This window comes from Desertihabitans brevis (genome assembly GCF_003327535.1).
GTDB lineage: Bacteria > Actinomycetota > Actinomycetes > Propionibacteriales > Propionibacteriaceae > Desertihabitans > Desertihabitans brevis.
The window spans coordinates 87,610-109,334 of the sequence record NZ_QOUI01000012.1 but is presented as its reverse complement, the minus strand read 5'-3'; the positions used below and the strand labels follow the sequence as shown (position 1 = coordinate 109,334).

The following is a 21,725-nucleotide window of genomic DNA, read 5'->3' as shown; positions in this document are numbered from 1 at the left end:
TCAGTCGGTGCCGGACTCCATCGCGGCGCGGTCCAGCAGCTCGGCCTCGTCGTCGGGGCCGGAGCCGCGGGCGATGGCCAGGTACTCACCCGCGTCGAGCGCACCGACCAGCTCGCCGGTCGCGCCGCCGACCAGGCCCTGCGCGGCGTACTGCTCCAGCCGGGCGCGGGAGTCGGCGATGTCGAGGTTGCGCATGGTCAGCTGCCCGATCCGCTCCTCCGGGCCGAACGGGGCGTCCTCGACGCGCTCCATCGACAGCTTGTCGGGGTGGTAGCTCAGCGCCGGGCCGGAGGTGTCGACGATCGAGTAGTCCTCCCCCCGCCGCAGCCGGACGGTGACCGAGCCGGTGACGGCCGAGCCGACCCAGCGCACCAGCGACTCGCGCAGCATCAGCGACTGCGGGTCGAGCCAGCGACCCTCGTACATGAGCCGCCCGAGCCGGCGCCCCTCGGTGTGGTACGCCGCGACGGTGTCCTCGTTGTGGATGGCGTTGACCAGCCGCTCGTAGACCAGGTGCAGCAGCGCCATCCCCGGGGCCTCGTAGATGCCGCGGCTCTTCGCCTCGATGATCCGGTTCTCGATCTGGTCGCTGACCCCGAGCCCGTGCCGGCCACCGATGGCGTTGGCCGCGTGCACCAGGTCGACCGGTGAGGCGAAGGTCTCGCCGTTGATCGAGACCGGGCGTCCCTGCTCGAAGGCGACGGTGACGTCCTCGGGCTCGATCTCGACCGAGGGGTCCCAGGAGGCGACGCCCATGATCGGCTGGACGATCTCCACGCCGGTGTCGAGGTGCTCCAGGCTCTTCGCCTCGTGGGTGGCGCCCCAGATGTTGGCGTCGGTGCTGTAGGCCTTCTCCGCCGACGCCCGGTAGGGCAGGCCGCGGGCCAGCAGCCACTCGCTCATCTCGCTGCGCCCGCCCAGCTCGGCCACGAAGTCGGCGTCCAGCCAGGGCTTGTAGATCCGCAGCCTGGGGTTGGCCATCAGGCCGTAGCGGTAGAACCGCTCGATGTCGTTGCCCTTGTAGGTGGAGCCGTCGCCCCAGATGTCGACGCCGTCCTCCTTCATCGCCCGGACCAGCAGCGCCCCGGTGACGGCGCGGCCGAGCGGGGTGGTGTTGAAGTAGACCCGGCCGGCGGAGCGGATGTGGAAGGCGCCGCACTGCAGGGCGACGAGCCCCTCCTCCACCAGCGCCTCGCGGCAGTCGACCATGCGGGCCAGCTCGGCGCCGTACTCGAAGGCGCGGTGCGGGACGGAGTCGATGTCGGGCTCGTCGTACTGGCCCAGGTCGGCGGTGTACGTGCAGGGGATGGCCCCCTTCTCACGCATCCAGGCGACGGCGACCGAGGTGTCGAGACCGCCGGAGAAGGCGATGCCGACGCGCTGGCCGATGGGCAGGGAACGCAGGACCTTGGGCACCGGGACACTCTAGGCATAACTATGCGCTGTGTCGAATATGTATGCCATCGTGGTCACGAGGCCCGCGCTCGGGCGTCAGAAGCCGATGTTGCCGCTGCGGTGGATCGTCCCGCTCTCGAACTTCGTGGCGCCCGCGGCGGCGGCCCGGGCCTCGTTGCCGATGAAGTAGACGTCCTCGATGCTGCCCCCGCCCCAGACCCCGAAGGCGTGGTTGGTGGCGTTGACCGAGAGGTTGCGCTCGAACCGGATCTCATCCATCCGGCCCTGCGAGCCGTAGACCAGCACGTTGGCATGACCCGAGGGCTGGTTGGTCGGCGTCGAGTCGACGACGTTGTCGAGGACGTCGATGCGCAGCGTGTCGACGGTGTCGTACTCGGCCTCCACCGAGATGTAGATGCCGGCCATCCGGGAGCGTTCGACGTGGTTGTCGACGATGGTGACGTCCTCACCGCCCACCACCGAGATCCCGCGGGCGTGCGAGCCGTGGCCGACGTCGTTGCCGCGGATGGTGATGTCGCGCGACGGGCCGCCCTGGTAGCGGTAGCCGACGACGGCGATGCAGTCGTCGCCGGTGGCGACCACGTCGTTGTCGGTGATGGTCACGGCCGAGCTCTGCTCGGTGATGTGGATGCCGTCGGCCTGGGTCTGCTCGACCCGGTTGCCGCTGATGGTGCCCGACGAGCCGTCGACGTAGATGCCGGCCGTGCTGGCCCGGACCACGTGCACCCCGGTGATCGAGAAGGAGGGCGACTCGTGGACCGTGATGCTGTTCTTCTCGTTCTTGCCGTCGCGCACCGAGGTGGTGGCGTACTCCCGTCGCAGGTCGTGCAGCCCGACCCCTGCGCCGAGGAGGTCGACCGAGCCCCGGTCGGGGTTGGTGGAGAGCAGGGTCGTGGCCTGCTGGCCGGCACCCCGGACCACCACGCCCTGCACCTCGAGCACGTCGCTGAGCCGGAAGGTGCCGCTGGGCACCCAGACGCTGCGGCCCTGCTGACGGGCGGCGGCGAGGGTGGCGCGGAAGGCGGCCAGGTCGTCCCCGGCGTCGCCGGCCATCGCGCCGTAGGCGGTCACCGACAGCGACCCCGCCGGCGGGGTGCCGCCGGAGCTGGTGGTCAGCGTGAGCGTCGGGTTCCAGAAGGTGTGGTCGTTGGACATCGACCCGCCGGCCTCCACCACGAAGGCGATCCGCTGCCCCGCGGACACCGCGACCGAGCCGACGCCGCTGGGACTCACGCCGGTCGTCCCGGTGACCCGGCTGCTCCACAGCGTGGTGGACCCGGCGCGGATGCTGGCGACCACGCCATCGCCGATGGCGTCACCCTTGCGGACCGCACCGGTGATCGCGACGGTGCCCGCGGCCGGGGCCGTCCAGACCCGGGCAGCCGCGCTCGAGGTCTCCGGGTGCAGGGCGTCGGGCGAGACCCACGGGTAGCTACCGGTGCGCCAGCGCGGGAAGCTCGCGTCGTAGCTGGTCAGCCTGCTCTGGCTGCCGGCGGCGAAGGACTCGTAGGTCCACTGCGAGGCGCCCTGGGTGCCGCTGAAGCCCTGGGAGGCGGAGTAGGTGGTGGTGGCGGCCGCGGCCGCGGCGGGGCGGCGACGGCGGTGGTGAGGGCGACCAGTCCGGCGGCGAGGGCCGCGGTCGCGGTGCGGAGGCTGGTGGGCACGGCGGTCTCCTGGGGGTGCTGGAGGGGGTGGGTGGTGGAGCAGGGGTCGCACCCGGGCCGGTGGGGGCCGGCCCGGGTGCGCGAGGTCAGTCGACGAGGGTGAGCTGGCCGTACACCCGGGTGTCGGCCCAGTACGGCAGGTTCTTGTCGACCCAGCTCAGGTAGGTGTCGCGCTGGCCGTCGTTGTCGCGGTCGTCGTTGGCGCTGGCGTTGAAGCCGACGACCGTGCCGGCGGTCGGCTCCAGCTCGGCCCACGGCACCGACACCTCGACGGTGTAGCCCACCGGCGTCTCGGTGACGGCGCGCTGGATGTCGGTGGAGCCCACCAGACCCTGGATCACCGAGCTGAGGGCGCCGTCGCGGCCGACCCGGAGCTGGCTGTCGCCGGTGGTGCGGGCGCCGTTGCGGGCGTTGAGCTCGTCCAGCCACATCTCCACGGAGTCGCTGTGCTCGTTCGCCGCGTGCGAGCTGGGGGTGGCGTCGACCATCTCGACCAGCACGTGCACCCGCTGCTCGTCCCAGGCCACCCGGGCCACACCGGTCGTGCCGTCGGGCTCGACGCTCAGCTGCAGCGGCGAGGAGCCCTGCCAGGCCTCCTCGACGACGCCGTCCAGCACCGGGGTGAAGCGGTCGGCGATGTAGCTCTCGCCCGAGCCCCCGTCACCGGCGGCCGGGTCGTTGGGCAGGTCGCTGACCACGTCGGCGGAGCTGGCGTCGGAGAAGGGCGCGAGCGGCGAGGAGGCCACCGAGTTGCGCTCGAAGACGAGGCGCCCGGTGACGGTGCTGACCACCCGGATGCCGTAGCCGGCGGGGCGGACGACCCGGTTGCGCTCGAAGGTGGCCTCGGTGGCCGCGCTGCCCACCACGAGGATGCCGGAGTCGCCGCTGTGACGCAGCACGTTCCGCTCGAAGTGGGCACCGACGATGCTCGGGTCGGTGTTGGTGGCCTGCAGCCGGATGCCGCCCTTCTCCGGCAGCGCCGGGTTCTGCGAGTCGTGGCTGATCTGGTTGCGGACCACCCGCAGGTCACGCACCGGGTAGGTGCGGTAGCTGCCTTCGGAGGCGATGAAGATGCCGGCGCCGCCGGTGCGCGCGATCCGGTTGCGCTCGACCAGGACGTCCTCGCCGCCGGAGACCGTGATGCCGCGGGCGTGGCCGCCGCTGACGTCGTTGCCGACGATCTCGATGTCGCGGGCCCACTCGCCGAACTTCTCGTAGGAGACCACCGCGATCTGGTCGTCGCCGGTGTCGCGGACGACGTTGTCGCGGATCCGGATGCCGGTCGAGCCCTCGGTGATGTGGATCCCGTCGGCCAGGGTGCCGGAGATGTGGTTGTCCTCGATGACGCCGTCGTCGCCGAAGGCGATGACGCCGGCGGAGGTGGCTCCCTCGATCGTCACGCCGCGGACGAGGTAGCCGTCGGTGGCGGGGCGGACGAAGACCCTCGCCGAGGCGTCGGTGGAGAGCCGCTGCGTGGTGGGCACGGTGGTGAGGCGGACGTCGCGGACGCCGGTGCCGCGGCCCGACAGCGCGACCGCCTGCAGCTGGGTGCTGAGCGCGGTCAGCTGGCTGCTCTCCCCCACCCCGCGCAGCACCACACCCGGCAGCTCGACGAGCCCGTCGTGGTGGAAGTGGCCGGCCGGCACGACGACGTCGGAGCCGCGGCGCTGGGCCTCGGCGACCGCGGCCTCGATGGCGGGCAGGTCGTCGCGGCCGTCCCCGGCCACCGCCCCGAAGTCGGTGATGGAGACGTCGTCGGCCGCGGCGGCCGGGGTGGGGCTCAGCATCGGGACGGCGAGCACCGGCGACAGCAGCGCGGCAGCGGCCAGCCGGCGGCGTGCTCGGACAGGTCGGATGGGACGGGGCATAGCGGTCTCCTCCTTGAGATCGGCAACCGGTTGACGTGCTCGGAGTCCAGCCGCAGCAGACGCATCAGAGTCCTGCGGGAAACCGGTTGACACGACGCTAGGACGGTCGCCAGCGGTCCGTCAAGAGCCGAATCGCGGGACGCCGGCCCGTCTCGACGGGCCCACGAGGCCGCACCACGCTCGGGACCGACGGATCCGAGGCCGTCCGCAACCGTAGGTCCGGGTCCCCACGGAGGCAGGAGGGCCGTGGGAGCAATCGCTTTCGCCCAGCCCGGAGGCGGTCCTCCGCAGCCGCTCGTGCCGTCTATGCTCACCCGCATGGGTCCCGGGAAGGTCCGGCTGAGCGACGTCGCGGCGGTGGCCGGCGTCTCGCTGTCGACGGCCTCCAAGGCGCTCAACGGCAGCACCCGCATCTCGGGGGCCACCCGCGAGCGGGTCCGCGAGGCGGCGCTGCGGCTCGACTTCCGACCCGACGCCCTGGCGCAGTCGTTCGCCTCCGGCCGCAGCCGCACCGTCGGCGTCCTCACCCACCGCGCCCTCAGCACCTTCGCCCAGCCGGTGCTGATCGGGGCGGTGCTGCTGCTCGGTGAGCGCGACCAGGCCACGCTGGTCTACGACGGCGACGTCGGCGTCTCCCGCCGCCTCGGTCACAGCGTGCGGGAGCTGCAGGCGCGGCGGATCGACGGGCTGCTCGTCATCGGCGACGGCCACGAGCGGGTGACGGCCTCTCTCACCCACCACTTCGGGGTACCCGTGAGCTACGCGTTCACGGCCTCCGACGACCCCGACGACGTCGTCTTCCTCCCCGACAACGAGCTCGTCGGACGGATGGCCGCCGAGCACCTCGTCGAGCGCGGACGCCGCCGCATCGCCCACCTCACCGGCCCAGGCACCAGCATCGCCGTGCGGCTGCGGGAGAGCGGGTTCCGCGAGGTGCTCGCCGGTGCCGGGCTGGAACCGGTGGGTCCGGTGCTGCGCTCGGGCTGGGGACGCGACTGGGGCACCCAGGCGATGGACCGCCTGCTCGACTCCGGCACCCGCGTGGACGCGGTCTTCTGCGGCAACGACCACATCGCCCTCGGTGCGCTCGAGGCGTGTACCCGGCGCGGGGTGGCCGTGCCCGACGACATCGCGCTGATCGGCGTGGACAACTGGGAGGGCGTGGTGGTCGACCAGAACACCCGCCAGATCACCACGCTCGACCTCCAGCTCGAGGAGCTCGGACGCCGCGCCGCGGCCAGCCTGGTCGACGAGCGTCCCGAACCCGGCCAGCACCGGCTCGCGCCCACCCTGGTGGTCGGCCCCTCCACCTGAGCACCTCCCCGTTGACACCGACGCCGCTCCGTGGTCCACTCTTGCGAAAGCAGTTTCGCACTCACCGAAGGAGCTGAGGTGCACGACGCCTCTCCCCACCCGACACCCGCCCCGGGCACGGCCCGGCGGGTGCTGGTCACCGGAGCCGACGGGCTGATCGGCCGGGCCACCACCGAGCACCTGGTCGGTCGGGGCTGGCGGGTCACCGCCCTCTCCCGCAGCTGGCACGCGCCGCTGGAGGCCGAGCGGGTCCTCACCGGTGACGTCACCGACCAGCAGGCGGTCGCCGAGGCGGTCGCCGACGTCGACGCCGTCGTGCACCTGGCCGCGATCCCCCACCCCGACATCGACACCCCCCGCACGGTCTTCGTCAACAACACCGTGGGCACCTTCACCGTGCTCAGCGAGGCGGGCGCGGCCGGGGTGGGCCGGGTGGTCACGGCCAGCTCGATCAACGCCTTCGGGGTGCCGATGAACACCCACCCCGTCCAGCCGGCCTACTACCCGCTGGACGAGGAGAGCCCGGTCGACCACGACGACGCCTACTCGCTGTCGAAGTGGGTCGACGAGCAGACCGCCCGGATGGCGCACTCGCGCTGGGGCGTCGACGTGCTGGCCGTCCGGTTCCCGCTGGTCCGCGACGCCGCCTCGCTCCGGCGCCGGTCGCAGCAGGTGGTGGACGACCCCGACCTCGGTCGGCTGGGACGCGAGGGGTGGGCCTACCTCGACCTGCGCGATGCCGTCGTCCTCATCGAGGCCGGGCTGACCCGCCCGCTGAGCGGGGCGCACGTGGTGCTGGCCACGGCCGCCGACATCCTGCCCGACCGCCCGACCGAGGAGCTGCTCGACCGCTTCGCCCCCGACGTCCCCCGCCGTCGCGCCTTCCCCGGACGCAGCGGCCTGGTCTGCCTCGACCGGGTGCAGGAGCTGCTCGGGTGGCAGCCCCGGCACTCGGTGCACACCCCCGCCCCGGCCGACGACGCGATGGCGGTGACGGCATGAGCACCACCGCCCCCGGCCCCCGCGACACCGACCCGCAGGTCCTCGCCGTCGACGAGGCCTTCGGCCAGCCCTGGGACGCCCCCGACGACCTGCGGATCACCGGTGTCAGCACCGTGGTCACCGCCCCGGAGGGCATCCCGCTGGTGGTGGTCAAGGTGACCACCAGCGACGACGGCCTCATCGGCTGGGGCTGCGCCACCTTCACCCAGCGCTGGCGCGCGGTCGTCACCTACGTCGAGGAGCACCTGGCCCGGCTGGTGGTCGGCCGCTACCCCGGCGACATCGAGGACCTGCTCCGGCTCTGCCGCTTCTCCGGCTACTGGCGCGAGGGTCCGATCGGCAACAACGCCCTCTCCGGGCTGGACCAGGCCCTGTGGGACATCGCCGGCAAACGGGCCGGACGTCCGGTGCACGAGCTGCTCGGCGGACGGGTCCGGGCTGCGGCCGACACCTACCTGCACGCCAGCGGCCGCACCGTGGAGGAGTGCCTGGACCAGGCCGAGGCCCTGGTCGAGCGCGGGCAGCGCCACGTCCGGCTGCAGATCTCCCAGCCCGGCTGGGGCACCTACGGCAGCCCGCAGCTCGACGTGGTCACCGACCCGACCGCGCCCTACCCCCACGGCTGGCGCATTGGGGAGTACCTCACCCGCACCCCGGCGCTGTTCGCGGCGGCGCGGGAGCGGCTGGGTGAGGAGGTGGAGCTGCTGCACGACGTGCACTCCCGGCTCACCCCGAAGCAGGCGGTGGTGCTGGCCCGGGCCCTGGAGCCGTACCGGCTGTTCTTCCTCGAGGACGTCCTCGCCCCCGAGCACTGGGACCGGCTGCCCGAGGTGCGCGCCGCCTCCCCGGTGCCGCTGGCGGTCGGCGAGCTCGCCACCTCACTCACCGACGCGGCCCGGCTCGTGCTGGCCGGCGGGGTGGACTACCTGCGCTGCCACGTCTCCGACGTCGGCGGGCTCACCGCGGCCCGCAAGCTCGCCGCCGCGGCCGAGCTCACCGGCGTACGCACCGCCTGGCACGGGCCCGGGGACACCTCGCCGATCGGGGCGGCGGCCAACGTCGCCCTCGACGTCACCTCACCCGCCTTCGGCATCCAGGAGGGCCACGTGTACCGCGAGCAGGTGCACGAGGTGTTCCCCGGCACGCTGCGGATCGAGCGCGGCTGGCTGCGCCCGAACCAGGCCCCGGGCTGGGGCATCGAGGTGGACGAGGCCGCCGCCGCACGCTTCCCGGCCGAGCTCTCCGGCCACGACGCCTGGGCCGCGCGGGTGCGTGGCCTCGACGGGGGCCTGATCGCCCCCTGACGACCCGACCGGTCGGCCGCACACCGGCCGCACGACCTCCGGCACACCGCCCGGAACCGCACCACGGGGCTCCGTCCCGAGACGACACACCGCCAGACAACGACGTGATGGAGGAGACATGACCACCCACCGACACCGCCTGCTCGGCGCCACAGCACTGGCCCTCAGCGGGGCGCTGCTGCTCGCCGGCTGCAACAGCGGCCAGCAGGACACCGCGGCCGAGGTCGACACCGAGGCGCCGGTGACGATCAGCGTGAGCAACAAGCCCACCGCGGAGTCACCGGAGGAGCTCGCCTCCTTCGAGCGCCGCCTGGAGCAGTTCACCACCGAGCACCCGAACATCACCGTCGAGGCCGAGGAGACCGAGTTCGAGCCCGACACCTTCCAGGCCCTGCTGGCCGGTGGTCAGCTGCCCACGGTCTTCCTGGTGCCGTTCACCGAGATGCAGGGGCTCATCGCGCGCCAGCAGGTGGCCGACGTCACCGACTACCTCGGTCCGCACGAGGTGCTGCAGAGCATCAACCCCTCGGTGAACGAGGTCGTGAAGGGTGACGACGGCGGCACCTACGGCGTGCCCACCAACGCCTACTCGATGGGTCTGATCTACAACCGGGCGCTGTTCGAGCAGGCCGGGCTGGACCCCGACGCCCCGCCCACCGACTGGGAGGGCGTGCGCGAGGCCGCGCGGGCCATCGAGGAGGGCACCGACGCGCAGGGCTTCGCCACGATGACCACCGAGAACGGCGGCGGCTGGGTGCTCACCACCACCAGCTACGGCTTCGGCGGGCTGATGCAGTCCGAGGACGGCACCCAGGCCACCGTCGACAACGAGGCCACCAAGGAGGTGCTGCAGACCTACCGCGAGATGCGCTTCACCGACGACACCTTCGGCGACAACTTCCTGATGAACTACGACGACATCAACAACGCCTTCGCCGCCGGTCAGATCGGGATGTACGTCCAGGGCGCCGACCAGTACTCGACGATGGTCACCACCAAGGGCATGGACCCCGAGCACTTCGGGGTCGGCCCGCTGCCGCAGACCGAGGACGGCCTGGGCACCCTGGGCGGTGGCACCGTCGCCATCGTCAACCCGACCGCCACGCCGGAGGAGATCACCGCGGCCATGGCGTGGATCGACCACTACTACTTCCAGCGCTACAGCGACGAGGAGGTCGCCCGGGCCGACGCCGAGGCCTCGGTCGCCGACGGGCTGTCGGTCGGGGTGCCCGCGCTGCCGCTGCTCGACCAGGAGGCCGACGACCGCTACCTCGGCTGGATCGAGGACCAGATCAACGTCCCCCGGGAGAACTACACCGCCTACCTCGAGTCGACCCGGACCCTGCCGCTGGTCCCCGAGCCGCCGGTCAAGGCCCAGGAGCTCTACGCCACCCTCGACCCGGTCGTCCAGGCCGTGCTGACCCGCGAGGACGCCGACATCGACGCCCTCCTCGCCGAGGCGCAGAGCACCGTCCAGTCGGCCATCGAGCTCGGCTGACCCCAGCCCGGGTGCGTCACGTCGGTCCGCCGGCGTGACGCACCCGGGCGGCTCCCCCTGCACAGCGACACCCACCGAGGAGGTCCGGTGACGACCACCACCACCCCGCCGGCGACCGGCACCACCACCGCCGCCGGACCCGCACCCCAGCCCTCCCGCCGCACCGGCGCCGTGGCCCGCTGGCTGCGCCACGGCGGTCTGAGCACCCTGGTGTTCTTCCTGCCGCTGCTGCTCTGCTTCGGTCTCTTCAGCTGGTGGCCGATCGCGCGGTCACTGCTGCTGAGCCTGCAGCAGACCAACTTCCTCACCAGCCGGTGGGTGGGGCTGGCGAACTTCGAGCGGGTGCTGGCCGACCCGCTCCTGCTGACCGCCCTCGGCAACACCACCTGGTTCACCGTGCTGGCCCTCGTCATCGGGTTCCCCGTGCCGGTGGTGCTGGCGGTGCTCATCGCCGAGCTGCGGCGGGCCCGGGCGATCGCCTCGGTGCTGGTCTACCTGCCGGTGGTGTTCCCGCCGGTGGTGGCGGTGCTGCTGTGGAAGACCTTCTACGCCCCCGGTGCCGAGGGCCTGTTCAACACCGTCCTCGGCTGGGTCGGCCTCGGCCCGTTCGCCTGGCTGAACAACGGCGACATGGCCATGCCCGCCATCGTGGTGCAGGCCACCTGGGCCACCTTCGGCACCGCGACGATCATCTACCTGGCCACCCTGATGGGCATCCAGACCGAGCTCTACGAGGCTGCCGAGACCGACGGCGCCGGGATCTGGAGCCGGTTGTGGAACGTGACGCTGCCGCAGATGCGCGGGGTGATGCTGGTGATGGCGCTGCTGCAGATCATCGGCACCTTCCAGGTCTTCACCGAGCCCTACGTGATGACCGGCGGCGGCCCGGAGAACCGCACCCTCACCCTGCTGATGCTCATCTACCGCTATGCCTTCGTGGCCGGCGACTACGGCCGCGCCACCGCCCTGAGCCTGCTGCTCGCCCTGGTGCTGGCCGTCCTCTCGGCGGTCTACCTGTGGGTGACCCGACGTTGGAGCACCTCATGACCACGACCCTCGACCCGAGCACCCAGCAGCACCCCGTCCACCCGGTGCGGGTCACCCGGCGACGTCCCCGCCGCGAGCGGGACCAGGGCGAGCGGAGCGTCGTCTCCGCCCTCGACCGCCGCCGGCCCGGGGTGCGGGTCGCGCTCGCGGTGGGCGGGACGCTGGTGGTGGGTCTGCTGGTCGTGGTGTGCGGCGGGCCGCTGCTGTGGCTGTTCAAGGCGGCCACGTCGACCTCGACCGAGACGCTGGCCTCGCCCTTCGCGCTGTGGCCGAGCGGTCTGCGCTGGGAGAACTTCAGCGAGGTGTGGACGCGCGTGGAGTTCAGCCGCTACTTCCTCAACACGGTCTTCCTCATCCTGGGCTCGCTGTTCTTCGGACTGCTGGTCGCCACCACCGGCGGCTACGGGCTCGCGGTGCTCAGGCCCCGCTACGCCAAGGTGGTCTCGGCCCTCGTCCTGGCGACGCTGTTCATCCCCGGTGTGATCTCGCTGGTCTCGCTCTACCTCACCGTGGTGGAGCTGCCCGTGCTCGGGATCAGCCTGGTCGGCACGCTGTGGGCGGTCTGGCTGCCGTCGGCGGCCAACGCGGTGAACGTGCTGCTGATGCAGCGGTTCTTCGCCTCCATCCCGGCCGAGCTGTTCGAGGCGGCCCGGATCGACGGGGCGGGCCCGTTCCGCATCTTCGCCGCCCTGGTGCTGCCGATGTCGAAGCCGATCCTCGGTGTGATCAGCCTGCTGCTGCTCGTGGGGGCCTACAAGGAGTTCCTGTGGCCGCTGCTGGTGCTGCCGCGCCCCGCCGACCAGCCGATCTCGGTCGTCCTGCCGCGGCTGGAGGGGTCGATCGACTACGCGCAGTTCCTGGCCGCGCTGTTCATCTCGGTGCTGGTGCCGGTGGTGCTGTTCCTGCTCTTCCAGCGCCAGTTCCTGCGCGCTGCGGGCAACGCCGGTGCGCTGAAGGGTTGAGGAGCTGCAGATGAGGATCACCAGCGTCGAGGCGTTCCGGATCTCCGCACGGCTGTGCCTGGTGCGGATCGGCACCGACGGCCCGCACACCGGCTGGGGCGAGGCCACCCTGGAGAGCCGGACCGGCGCGGTCGCGGCCGCGGTGGACGAGCTCGCCGAGCTGCTCGTCGGGCACGACCCGCGCCGGATCGAGTGGCACCACCAGCGGCTGCGCAAGGGCGGCTTCTACCGCGGCGGGCCGGTCCTCGGCTCGGCGGTGGCCGGGTTGGACCAGGCGCTGTGGGACCTCAAGGGCAAGGCCCTCGGGGCGCCGGTGCACGAGCTGCTCGGCGGCCCGGCCCGCGACCGGGTACGCGTCTACACCTCGGCGTCCGGGTCCACCACCGACGGCATGGTGGAGCGGGCCCGCGAGCTGGTCGCCGCCGGCTACACCGCGGTGAAGACCGCGCCGGAGCTCGTGCTGGGCTACCTGGACGTCCCCTCGGTGCTGGACCAGCTGGTGGAGCACTGGGCCGCGCTGCGCGCCGCGATCGGGCGGGACGTCGACCTCGCGCTCGACCTGCACGGCCGGTTCTCCCCCGCCGCCTCCCGCCGGCTGCTGGCCCGGCTGGAGGGGATCGACCCGCTGTTCGTGGAGGAACCGCTGCCGCCGGAGCTGCAGCGCGACCTCGGTCCGCTGTGCGCCTCGACCTCGGTGCCGATCGCCACCGGGGAGCGGCTCTACGACCGCTGGGAGGTCTCCGACGTGGTCGGCTCCGGCATCGCGGTGCTGCAGCCGGACCTGTCGCACGCCCACGGGATCAGCGAGGTGGTGCGGATCGCCGCGCTCGCCGACCTCCACGGCGTCCGGCTGGCCCCGCACTGCGCCACCGGTCCGCTCGCGCTGGCGGCCTGCCTGCAGGTCGACCTGGCGGTGGACAACGTGCTCGTGCAGGAGTGCCCGATGGAGGTGCACCGGCCCGGGGAGCACCCGTGGTCGCGGCTGCTGGTCGGCTGGCCCTTCGTCTTCGCCGACGGCTACCTGCTGCCACCGACCGGTCCCGGGCTCGGCGTCGAGGTGGACGAGGACGAGGTGCGCCGCTGCGCGCTCTCCCCCGCCGGCGGCAACTCCCCGGTGTGGGCCCAGCCCGACGGCTCCTACGCGGAGTGGTGAGCGCTCGTCCGACCGGTGTCAGCGGCGGCGGACGGGTCGGGCGAAGTCGCCGACCGGCTCGCGGTGCCACCAGTCGCCGGTCTCGCGCCGCTCGGCCCGGGTGGTGAAGCGGTAGCGGTACAGCAGGGCGCGGATCTCGGTCGGCGGCTCGTCGGGGAACGGGTCGTCCCGCAGCAGCCGCAGCACCGCGCGGTCGCCGGCCAGCAGCCGCTGCACCAGCCGGTCGAACCACGGCGAGGCGTAGGACGGCGAGAGCGCGGCGAACCACATCAGCCAGTCCAGCCGCAGGTGGTAGGGCGCCAGCTGGGGTGGACGCCGTCGCGGGTCCCCGGGTTTGCCCTTGAACTCGTACTCCCGCCACGGCCCATCCGGTCCGGCGCGTCCGGCCAGCACGATCTCGTAGCGCTCCTTGGTCACCGAGCCGAACGCGCCGTAGGTGTTGACCAGGTGCAGCGGGTCGAAGGAGGCGTTCATCCGCTGCCCGGGTGAGACCAGGTTGAGCGCCGGCCGCACGCTGAGTGCCACCACCAGCAGCGTCACCGCGACCACCAGCACCACCCACCACAGCGGCAGCGCCCCGGCCGCGGGTGCGGTGAGCGGGGTCGCCCACTCCCAGAAGGCGTCGGGCAGCACGGACAGCCCGAGCGCCACCGCCAGCCAGTTGAGCCAGCTGAAGTTGCCGCTGACCACCAGCCAGAGCTGGGTGACCACCATGATCCCGGCACACACACCCGACACCGGCTGGGGCAGGAACAGCCCGAACGGCACCACCAGCTGGGTGACGTGGTTGGCCGCCACCTCGACGCGGTGCAGCGGGCGGGGCAGCCGGTGGAAGTGCCAGCTGAACGGCCCGGGCATCGGCTGGGTCTCGTGGTGGTAGTCCAGGCAGGTGAGGTCGCGCCAGCAGCGGTCGCCGCGGAGCTTGATGAGCCCGGCGCCGAGCTCGAGGCGGAACAGCACCCAGCGCAGCGCCAGCAGCACCAGCAGCGGCGGGGCGGTGGCGGCGTCGCCGAGGAAGACCGCGAGGAACCCCACCTCCAGCAGCAGCGACTCCCAGCCGAAGGAGTACCAGCGCTGGCCGACGTTGACGACCGACAGGTAGAGCGCCCACATCGCCAGCCAGACCAGCATCGTGGCCGGCAGCGGCAGCCGCTCGGTCACCCCGACCAGGGTCAGCGCCGCCAGCCCCGCCCCGACCCAGCAGACGGCCTCGAACAGCCCGTCGGAGTAGCGCCAGTGGAAGAGGCTGGGTGCTCGCCGGAACGGCACCCGGCGCAGGAAGGCCGGGATCGGCAGCAGCCCGTCGCTGCCGAGCAGCGGGCGGAACTGGTTGCGGGCGACCAGGAAGGCCACCAGGTAGAGCGCGGCCAGGGCGCGCTGGAACACCTGACGTCCCAGCCAGTACTCCTCGGCGACGAACCAGTCGAGCACCGTCCCACGCTACGACGCGCCCACCGATCGGTACGCCGGGGACCTGGCTAGTGTTCGGCCCCATGGCGTTGCGGGACCTGCTGGCAGACACCCGCCCTCTGGCGAACCCGCACTTCCGCCGGCTGTGGACGGCTCAGATCATCACCGTCATCGGGGCCCAGCTCACCGTGGTGGCGGTGCCGGCGCAGATCTACGCCATCACCGGCTCCTCCCTCTACGTCGGGCTGACCGGCGTGTTCGGGCTGGTGCCGCTGGTGGTGTTCGGGCTCTACGGCGGCGCGCTGGCCGACCACTTCGACCGGCGCCGGGTGCTGCTGGTGACCACGGTGGGGCTGATCGTCACCAGCGCGCTGTTCTGGGTGCAGGCCGCGCTCGGGCTGCAGGACGTCTGGCTGCTGCTGTGGCTGTTCGCGATCCAGCAGGCGTTCTTCGCCGTGAACTCCCCCACCCGCTCGGCGATCCTGCCGCGGCTGCTGCCGGCCGGGCAGCTGCCGGCGGCGAACGCGCTGTCGACCACCGTCTTCCAGGCCGGGGCGATCGCCGGCCCGCTGGTCGGTGGCGCGCTGATCCCGCTGCTGGGCTACGCCTGGCTGTACCTGGTGGACACCCTGACGCTGCTCGCCACGCTGGTGGCGGTGGTGCGGCTGCCGGCCATGCCGGTGGTGGTGGAGGCCGCCGGCTCGGTGCTGGCGCGCGCGCCCGGGCTGCGCTCGGTGGTGGAGGGTTTCACCTACCTACGCGGACGTCCGGTGCTGCTGATGTCGTTCGTGGTCGACATCGTGGCGATGGTGTTCGGGATGCCGCGGGCGCTGTTCCCCGAGATCGCCCACCTGGGCTTCGGCGGGCCCGAGGAGGGCGGGCTGGAGTTCGCCCTGCTCTTCGCCGCCATCCCGGCCGGGGCGGTGCTGGGCGGCATCTTCTCCGGCTGGCTGTCCCGGGTGGAGCGGCAGGGCCGGGCGGTGCTGTGGTGCATCACGGTGTGGGGGCTCGGCATCGTCGGGTTCGGGCTCTGCGTCTTCCTGGCCGACGGATCCGCGCCGGTGGTGCTGGTCGTCGGGCTGGCCTTCCTGGCCGTGGCCGGGGCGGCCGACGTCGCCTCCTCCGCGATCCGCGGCGCGATCCTGCAGACCGCCGCCGAGGACAGCCTGCGGGGACGGCTGCAGGGCGTGTTCACGGTCGTGGTGGTCGGCGGCCCGCGGGTGGCCGACGTGGCCCACGGCGGCGCGGCCGCGATGGTCGGCGCGGCGGCCGCGACCACTGGTGGCGGCGTGCTCGTGGTGCTCGGGATGGTGGTCTGCGCGCTGGCGGCGCCGGCCTTCGTGCGCTACCGGGTGCAGCACCGCTCCCGGTAGCGGTTCGCGGGTAGGGGCGGCGGTCGACGGCCTCAGCGCGACGACCAGACGTACTCGATGTCGTCGATCGCGTCGGCCTGGTAGACGTAGACGAACTCCAGGGGGCCGTCCCCGGTGTTGCGGATGCCGTGCTCGTGGTTGGACGGGATGTAGACCGCCGACCCGGCGACGACGTCGTGCTCCGCCCCGTCGAGGGTGACGGTGCCCGACCCGAGCAGCACCTGGTAGACCTCGGGCGCGACGTGGCGGTGCGGAGCCAACCAGCCACCCGGGTCGAGGTGGGCGACACCCGAGCACAGGTCGGCGGTCTGGGGCGTCCCGTCACCGATGCCGGTCCGGAAAGAGATGCGCCCGCGGTCGTCGGACCAGACCTCCTCGTGCGCCTCGTCCAGGTGGCGGACGGTCGCCCGGACGACCGGGCCCTCGCTCTCGGTCATGACCGCGACGATACGCCTGGCGCCTGCCCGACGCGCAGCCCCACGGCTCGGGGCCGCGTGGCCGAGCCGGGTCAGCGCTTCGCGCGGGCCGCGTGCTTGCGTGCTTCGTGCAGCGCCTTGCGCCGTTCGTACTCCTTCTTCATCTGCGTGCGCGGGTCGCGGGCCTCGTCGAGGTCGGGCGGGCCCATCACGTGCAGCAGGGCGTAGGTGACGTGGTGGTCGAAGCGGTAGAACCACGAGAAGCCGTCGTTGCGCCGCGGGTCGGGAGGGGGTTTGGGCATGAGCATCTCCTATGCTGAGGACGCCAATGATGAGGGTCCTTAGAAAGGATAGACGATGACGGCACAGCGTCCGGACCTGCTCGACCTCGAGGTGCAGGTGTGCTTCGGGCTCGTCGCGGCCTCCCGCCGGGTCGTCGCGCTGTACCGCCCGCTGCTCGAGCCGTTGGGGCTCACCCACCCGCTGTACCTGCTGATGCTCGCGCTGTGGCAGCACGGCCGGCTGCCGCTGCACCGGCTGGCCGAGCTGGTCCACCAGGACCCGGCGACCGTCAGCCCGATGGTGAAGAAGCTGGAGTCGCTGGGCTACGTCACCCGCCGCCGCGATCCCGCCGACGAGCGGACGCTGAGCATCGAGCTGACCGACCAGGGTCGCGAGCTGCGCCGCTCCGCCGAGTCGATCCCGGTGACCATGATGGACCGCCTGGGCCTGGGCGAGGACGAGCTCGCCCGGCTGCGGGCGGTCCTCGACGACCTCATCGACCGCTCCCGCACCGTCCCGGACTGACCTGCCGGGCACGGTGCGCGAGGTCGCCGACGCCGTGGCACACTGGGCCGCACGTGCTCCGGGGTCGGTGCAAGTCCGAACCGGCGGTGACAGTCCGCGACCCGTCTGCAGCCAGCAGACGGTTGACCTGGTGGAACTCCAGGACCGACGGTGAAAGTCCGGATGGGAGGCAGCACGTAGGCAGGTCGGACCAGACCGCCGTGGTCCCGCTCGGGCGGGCCCCGGTGGAGGCTGGTCGGCCCGCTGCTGGTCCACGTCGTGCCGTGCGGTGACGTCGTGGTCCGGCTCGTCCCCGGAGCTCGTCCAGCTGGACCGAGCACGAGGGGATGAGAGTTGATCGACCAGACCGCCGTCCGGGCGTTGATGCGCTCCGCCCTGGAGCTGGCACGGCTCGGGCCGGTCGCCGACCCCAACCCGCGCGTGGGTGCCGTCATCGCCGATGCCGCCGGGCAGGTGGTCGGCCGTGGGTACCACCGCGGCGCCGGCAGCCCGCACGCGGAGGTGGTGGCGCTCGCCGAGGCCGGATCCGCCGCCCGTGGCGGCACCGCCGTGGTGACGCTCGAGCCCTGCGACCACACCGGGAGGACCGGGCCCTGCTCGGTGGCGCTGGTCGACGCCGGCGTGGCGCAGGTCGTCTACGCCCAATCCGACCCGAACCCGATGGCGGCCGGCGGTACCGCCCGGTTGCGGGCGGCCGGGGTCGCGGTCGAGGCGGGCCCGCTGGCCGACGAGGCGGCCGCGCTCAACCGGTCCTGGTCCTTCGCCGTCGCCGCCGGGCGGCCCCGGGTGGTGTGGAAGTTCGCTGCCACCCTCGACGGCCGGTCGGCGGCGGCGGACGGGAGCAGCCGGTGGATCACCGGGCCCGCGGCCCGCGCGGACGTGCACCGGCTCCGCGCCGAGGCGGGAGCCGTCCTGGTCGGCACCGGCACCGTGCTGGCCGACGACCCGCGGCTGACGGTGCGCGGCCCCGACGGTACGCCGGTCGACCGGCAACCGCTCCGGGTCGTCATGGGAGAGCGGGACCTGCCGCCCCGCTCCCGGGTCCTCGACGGGGCGGCCGAGACCTGGCACGCCCGGAGCCGGGACCCGTCGACGGTCCTGCGCCAGCTGTTCGACCGCGGCATCCGCCGGGTCTGGCTCGAGGGCGGCCCCACCCTGGCCGCCACCTTCCTGGCCGACCGCCTGGTCGACGAGGTGGTGGCCTACCTGGCCCCCACCCTCCTCGGCGGCGGCCCACCGGCCGTCGCCGACCTCGGCACCACCACCCTCGGCCAGGCGCTGCGGCTGCGTCTGGACGAGGTCACCACCCTCGGCCCCGACCTGCGGGTCCGGGCCACCCCCACCGACGGAAGAGGTTCGTGATCGTGTTCACCGGGATCGTGGAAGAGCTGGGCGAGGTCGTGGACCTGCGCCGGCAGGGAGACTCGGCCGTCCTGGCCGTGCGTGGCCCGAAGGCCGCGGCCGACGCCGTGCACGGCGCCTCGGTCGCCGTCAACGGCGTCTGCCTCACCGTCACCGCGCGGGAGGGCGACGTCATCACCTTCGACGTGATGGCCGAGACGCTGCGGCGCAGCAGCCTGGGCGCGCTGGCGGTCGGGCACCGGGTCAACCTCGAGCGCGCGATGGCCGCCAGCGACCGGTTCGGCGGCCACATCGTGCAGGGCCACGTCGACGGCGCCGCGGCGATCCTCGCCCGGACCCCGCACCCGAGGTGGGAGGTCGTCCGGATCGGGCTACCCGCCGCCCTCGCGCGCTACGTGGTCGAGAAGGGCTCCATCACCGTCGACGGCGTGTCGCTGACGGTCTCGGCGGTCGGCGCCGACGTCTTCGAGGTCTCGCTGATCCCCACCACCCTGGCCCTGACCACGCTCGGCACCAAGCAGGCCGGCGACCCCGTCAACCTCGAGGTCGACGTCCTCGCCAAGTACGTCGAGCGGCTCCTCGAGACCGGCGGGGCAGCGGCGACGACCGGAGGCCTCCGGTGAGCGCCCCGGCACCTCGGCGGTGGACCGTCGAGGAGGCCCTGGCCGCGCTGCGGGCCGGCCGTCCGGTGCTGGTCACCGACCCGGCCGACCGCGAGGACGAGGGTGATGTGGTGCTGGCCGCCGACACCGTGGACGCCGGCTGGATGGCCTGGACGATCCGCCACTCCTCGGGCTACCTCTGTGCTCCGATGTCGGAGGAACGGGCCGACGCGCTGCAGCTGCCGCTGATGGTCACCGACAGCGGCGACCCGCTGCGCACCGCCTACACCGTGACCGTCGACGCCCGCACCGGGGTCGGCACCGGAATCAGCGCCGCCGACCGCGCCCGCACCGTCCGCACCCTCGCCGATCCCGCCACCACGGCCGACGACCTCATCCGCCCCGGGCACGTCGTGCCACTGCGGGCCCGTCCCGGCGGGGTGCTGGAACGGCCCGGGCACACCGAGGCCGCCGTCGACCTGTGCCGGCTCGCCGGTCTGCAGCCGGTGGCGGCGATCGCCGAGCTGGTGGAGGACGACGGGACGATGATGCGCTCCCCCGGTCTGGTCCGGCTGGCCGCCGAGCACGACCTGCCGCTGCTCTCGATCGAGGAGCTGGTGCGGTGGCGGGCGGTGCACGACCGGGTGCGCCGGGTCACCGAGACCACCATCCCCACCGAGCACGGCACCTTCACCGCCGTCGGCTACCGCGACCTCCTCACCGGCTCCGACCACCTGGCCCTGGTCAGCCCCGCCGGTCTGACCGGGCGTCCGCTCGTCCGGCTGCACTCGGAGTGCCTGACCGGTGACGTCCTGGGCTCGCAGCGCTGCGACTGCGGCGCCCAGCTGTCGGCCGCGCTCGCCCGCGTCGCGGCGGACGGTGGCGCCGTGGTCTACCTCCGCGGCCACGAGGGGCGCGGGGTCGGGCTGCTGGACAAGCTGCGGGCCTACGCCGTGCAGGACCGGGGCGCGGACACCGTCGAGGCGCAGACCGCCCTCGGCCTGCCCGTGGACGACCGTGAGTACGGCGCCGGCGCCGCGATCCTCACCGACCTCGGGGTCGGTGCGGTGCGGCTGCTGACCAACAACACCCGCAAGGCCGACGGGCTGCGCCGCCACGGCGTCGAGGTCGGCTCCACCGAGCCGCTGCTCACCCCGCCCACCCCGGCCAACGCCGGCTACCTGCGCACCAAGCGCGACCGCCTGGGACACCGGCTCGGAGCCCTCGAAGGGCTGGACGGCGCGGCGACGAGCGGGGGCGCACGATGAAGGACGGCGCACCCTCCCTCCACGTGGACGGCAGCGGGCTCTCGGTCGCGCTCGTCGCCGCCTCCTGGCACCGCACCGTCATGGACGGGCTGGTCGACGGCGCGCGGCGCGGGCTGGCCGGCGCCGGGGTCCGCGACGTCCGCTTCGTCGAGGTCCCCGGCAGCGTCGAGCTGACGGTGGCCGCAGCACGCCTCGCCCCGCACCACGACGCCGTCGTCGCCCTCGGCGTCGTCATCCGCGGCGGCACCCCGCACTTCGACTACGTCTGCCAGGCCGTCACCACCGGACTCACCGAGGTGGCCGTGCGCACGGGGGTCCCGGTCGGTTTCGGGGTCCTCACCTGCGACGACGAGCAGCAGGCGCTCGACCGGGCCGGTCTCGAGGGCGCGGCCGAGGACAAGGGCTTCGAGGCGGCGCAGGCCGCGGTCGCGACCGCGGTCGCCCTGCGCGACGTCCCCTCCCTCGCCCCGTCCCGGCCGATCGACGGGTGAGGCGCGCGGGCTCAGCCTGCTGCCGCATCCTGCCGGACGGCCGCCTGCACGAGTCGCGCATGACCGCGTCGCTCACGGGGTAGGCACGCGGCTCCGGATCCGAACCTGAGACCGGTTCGCGACGAAGGAGGAGGGACGTGACGATGGAGAACCAGCACGACGACAGCGGACAGCACCCCGACCGGCGTGGCTCGGACGACCCGCACCGCGGCGACCAGCACGGCCGTCAGATGCGTGGCATGTATCTGCGGTTCGCCGCGATGATCCTCACAGCCATGGTCGTCATGTACGGCGTGATGTTCATCGGTTCGTGGGAGTGGAGCCACATCCGCTTCAGCCAGAGCCGGGTCTTCATGGCTCTCACCATGGGCGGCACCATGGGGCTGATCATGCTCGGCTGGATGCTGAACATGTACAAGAACGCCAAGGCGAACGTCGCGATCGTCGTCGCGAGCCTGGTCCTGCTGGGCGGCGGCGCGGCACTGGACCGCAGTCAGGCCACGGTCGGTGACACCGCGTTCATGCGGGCGATGATCCCGCACCACTCCCTGGCCATCACCCGCTCGGAGCGCGCACACCTCTCCGACGTCCGGGTGTGCGAGCTCGCGGTGCAGATCATCGAGGCCCAGCAGCGCGAGATCGCCGAGATGGACTGGCTCGTCGAGGACATCGAGCGGAACGGCACCGCCACCACACCCGAGGAAGCTGCGGCACGAGCCGTCCCCGACTTCCCCGGCACCGCGCTACGCCACTGCCCGGCACCCTGAC

General features: G+C 73.0%; 20 protein-coding genes and 1 riboswitch. Of the genes, 14 read left to right on the top strand and 6 right to left on the bottom strand.

Annotated features, from left to right (window positions below; all coding sequences use genetic code 11):
* From argG to DT076_RS17115, 3 genes are all read right to left on the bottom strand, one after another.
* The gene (argG, locus tag DT076_RS17125; protein ID WP_114127917.1) at nt 1-1,416 is read right to left on the bottom strand and encodes an argininosuccinate synthase; all 1,416 of its coding nucleotides are present in this window, start codon (nt 1,414-1,416) and stop codon (nt 1-3) included.
* Between the two features lie 75 nt (nt 1,417-1,491).
* Complete coding sequence (locus tag DT076_RS17120) at nt 1,492-3,132, bottom strand: right-handed parallel beta-helix repeat-containing protein (protein WP_114127916.1); 1,641 nt, start codon at nt 3,130-3,132, stop codon at nt 1,492-1,494.
* Nucleotides 3,133-3,166: 34 nt separating this feature from the next.
* Nucleotides 3,167-4,948 (bottom strand): sugar-binding protein, encoded by a 1,782-nt coding sequence (locus DT076_RS17115; RefSeq protein ID WP_114127915.1) that lies wholly within the window; start codon nt 4,946-4,948, stop codon nt 3,167-3,169.
* A 318-nt stretch (nt 4,949-5,266) separates the two neighbouring features.
* Between DT076_RS17115 and DT076_RS17110 the strand changes: the two genes are divergently transcribed.
* From DT076_RS17110 to dgoD, 7 genes are all read left to right on the top strand, one after another.
* Entirely contained in the window at nt 5,267-6,262 is a 996-nt protein-coding gene (locus tag DT076_RS17110) for a LacI family DNA-binding transcriptional regulator (protein WP_114127936.1), read from the top strand.
* A 78-nt stretch (nt 6,263-6,340) separates the two neighbouring features.
* Nucleotides 6,341-7,264, top strand: coding sequence for an NAD-dependent epimerase/dehydratase family protein (locus DT076_RS17105; RefSeq protein ID WP_233494030.1), 924 nt, complete (start codon nt 6,341-6,343; stop codon nt 7,262-7,264).
* Entirely contained in the window at nt 7,261-8,568 is a 1,308-nt protein-coding gene (locus DT076_RS17100) for an enolase C-terminal domain-like protein (RefSeq protein ID WP_114127914.1), read from the top strand. The genes DT076_RS17105 and DT076_RS17100 overlap by 4 nt, the downstream gene beginning before the upstream one ends.
* Before the next feature lie 118 nt (nt 8,569-8,686).
* Nucleotides 8,687-10,066 carry an ABC transporter substrate-binding protein gene (locus tag DT076_RS17095; protein WP_114127913.1) on the top strand — a complete coding sequence of 460 codons (1,380 nt, stop codon included), beginning with the start codon at nt 8,687-8,689 and terminating at the stop codon, nt 10,064-10,066.
* 87 nt (nt 10,067-10,153) lie between these two features.
* Nucleotides 10,154-11,113 (top strand): carbohydrate ABC transporter permease, encoded by a 960-nt coding sequence (locus DT076_RS17090; RefSeq protein ID WP_114127912.1) that lies wholly within the window; start codon nt 10,154-10,156, stop codon nt 11,111-11,113.
* Nucleotides 11,110-12,075 carry a carbohydrate ABC transporter permease gene (locus DT076_RS17085; protein WP_114127911.1) on the top strand — a complete coding sequence of 322 codons (966 nt, stop codon included), beginning with the start codon at nt 11,110-11,112 and terminating at the stop codon, nt 12,073-12,075. The genes DT076_RS17090 and DT076_RS17085 overlap by 4 nt, the downstream gene beginning before the upstream one ends.
* A 10-nt stretch (nt 12,076-12,085) precedes the next feature.
* The gene (gene dgoD / locus DT076_RS17080; protein ID WP_114127910.1) at nt 12,086-13,228 is read left to right on the top strand and encodes a galactonate dehydratase; all 1,143 of its coding nucleotides are present in this window, start codon (nt 12,086-12,088) and stop codon (nt 13,226-13,228) included.
* A gap of 18 nt (nt 13,229-13,246) precedes the next feature.
* On the opposite strand, the gene DT076_RS17075 is transcribed toward dgoD, so the two are convergent.
* Nucleotides 13,247-14,659 carry a lipase maturation factor family protein gene (locus DT076_RS17075; RefSeq protein WP_114127909.1) on the bottom strand — a complete coding sequence of 471 codons (1,413 nt, stop codon included), beginning with the start codon at nt 14,657-14,659 and terminating at the stop codon, nt 13,247-13,249.
* A gap of 62 nt (nt 14,660-14,721) precedes the next feature.
* Here DT076_RS17075 and DT076_RS17070 point away from each other — a divergent pair, with 62 nt between their 5' ends.
* On the top strand, nt 14,722-16,011 hold the full coding sequence (locus DT076_RS17070; RefSeq protein ID WP_199539256.1) for an MFS transporter: 1,290 nt from the start codon (nt 14,722-14,724) through the stop codon (nt 16,009-16,011).
* Nucleotides 16,012-16,043: 32 nt separating this feature from the next.
* On the opposite strand, the gene DT076_RS17065 is transcribed toward DT076_RS17070, so the two are convergent.
* Nucleotides 16,044-16,448 (bottom strand): cupin domain-containing protein, encoded by a 405-nt coding sequence (locus tag DT076_RS17065; RefSeq protein ID WP_114127908.1) that lies wholly within the window; start codon nt 16,446-16,448, stop codon nt 16,044-16,046.
* 71 nt (nt 16,449-16,519) lie between these two features.
* Nucleotides 16,520-16,729, bottom strand: coding sequence for a hypothetical protein (locus tag DT076_RS17060; protein WP_147264188.1), 210 nt, complete (start codon nt 16,727-16,729; stop codon nt 16,520-16,522).
* A 55-nt stretch (nt 16,730-16,784) separates the two neighbouring features.
* Here DT076_RS17060 and DT076_RS17055 point away from each other — a divergent pair, with 55 nt between their 5' ends.
* From DT076_RS17055 to DT076_RS17030, 6 genes are all read left to right on the top strand, one after another.
* A complete protein-coding gene (locus DT076_RS17055; protein WP_114127906.1) occupies nt 16,785-17,234 on the top strand; it encodes a MarR family winged helix-turn-helix transcriptional regulator in 450 nt (149 codons plus the stop codon).
* 49 nt (nt 17,235-17,283) lie between these two features.
* Nucleotides 17,284-17,414, top strand: a riboswitch (FMN riboswitch).
* 183 nt (nt 17,415-17,597) lie between these two features.
* Nucleotides 17,598-18,596: a bifunctional diaminohydroxyphosphoribosylaminopyrimidine deaminase/5-amino-6-(5-phosphoribosylamino)uracil reductase RibD gene (ribD, locus tag DT076_RS17050; protein WP_114127933.1), complete on the top strand. Its 999-nt coding sequence runs from the start codon at nt 17,598-17,600 to the stop codon at nt 18,594-18,596.
* Nucleotides 18,597-18,598: 2 nt separating this feature from the next.
* Nucleotides 18,599-19,219 (top strand): riboflavin synthase, encoded by a 621-nt coding sequence (locus tag DT076_RS17045; protein WP_114127932.1) that lies wholly within the window; start codon nt 18,599-18,601, stop codon nt 19,217-19,219.
* Nucleotides 19,216-20,466, top strand: a complete 1,251-nt coding sequence (gene ribB / locus DT076_RS17040; RefSeq protein ID WP_114127905.1) for a 3,4-dihydroxy-2-butanone-4-phosphate synthase — start codon at nt 19,216-19,218, stop codon at nt 20,464-20,466. The genes DT076_RS17045 and ribB overlap by 4 nt, the downstream gene beginning before the upstream one ends.
* On the top strand, nt 20,463-20,957 hold the full coding sequence (ribH, locus tag DT076_RS17035) for a 6,7-dimethyl-8-ribityllumazine synthase (RefSeq protein ID WP_114127904.1): 495 nt from the start codon (nt 20,463-20,465) through the stop codon (nt 20,955-20,957). The genes ribB and ribH overlap by 4 nt, the downstream gene beginning before the upstream one ends.
* Before the next feature lie 143 nt (nt 20,958-21,100).
* A complete protein-coding gene (locus tag DT076_RS17030; protein WP_233494032.1) occupies nt 21,101-21,724 on the top strand; it encodes a DUF305 domain-containing protein in 624 nt (207 codons plus the stop codon).
* The last annotated feature ends 1 nt before the right edge of the window (nt 21,725 follow it).

Excerpts from the sequence above, each read along its gene's own strand:
- DT076_RS17070 (WP_199539256.1), top strand. The coding sequence starts at position 14,722 with ATGGCGTTGCGGGACCTGCTGGCAGACACCCGCCCTCTGGCGAACCCG.
- DT076_RS17065 (WP_114127908.1), bottom strand. The coding sequence starts at position 16,448 with ATGACCGAGAGCGAGGGCCCGGTCGTCCGGGCGACCGTCCGCCACCTG.
- DT076_RS17115 (WP_114127915.1), bottom strand. The coding sequence starts at position 4,948 with ATGCCCCGTCCCATCCGACCTGTCCGAGCACGCCGCCGGCTGGCCGCT.
- DT076_RS17055 (WP_114127906.1), top strand. The coding sequence starts at position 16,785 with ATGACGGCACAGCGTCCGGACCTGCTCGACCTCGAGGTGCAGGTGTGC.
- DT076_RS17030 (WP_233494032.1), top strand. The coding sequence starts at position 21,101 with ATGGAGAACCAGCACGACGACAGCGGACAGCACCCCGACCGGCGTGGC.
- ribH (WP_114127904.1), top strand. The coding sequence starts at position 20,463 with ATGAAGGACGGCGCACCCTCCCTCCACGTGGACGGCAGCGGGCTCTCG.
- ribD (WP_114127933.1), top strand. The coding sequence starts at position 17,598 with ATGCGCTCCGCCCTGGAGCTGGCACGGCTCGGGCCGGTCGCCGACCCC.
- DT076_RS17085 (WP_114127911.1), top strand. The coding sequence starts at position 11,110 with ATGACCACGACCCTCGACCCGAGCACCCAGCAGCACCCCGTCCACCCG.
- DT076_RS17060 (WP_147264188.1), bottom strand. The coding sequence starts at position 16,729 with ATGCCCAAACCCCCTCCCGACCCGCGGCGCAACGACGGCTTCTCGTGG.
- DT076_RS17100 (WP_114127914.1), top strand. The coding sequence starts at position 7,261 with ATGAGCACCACCGCCCCCGGCCCCCGCGACACCGACCCGCAGGTCCTC.
- DT076_RS17110 (WP_114127936.1), top strand. The coding sequence starts at position 5,267 with ATGGGTCCCGGGAAGGTCCGGCTGAGCGACGTCGCGGCGGTGGCCGGC.
- DT076_RS17095 (WP_114127913.1), top strand. The coding sequence starts at position 8,687 with ATGACCACCCACCGACACCGCCTGCTCGGCGCCACAGCACTGGCCCTC.
- dgoD (WP_114127910.1), top strand. The coding sequence starts at position 12,086 with ATGAGGATCACCAGCGTCGAGGCGTTCCGGATCTCCGCACGGCTGTGC.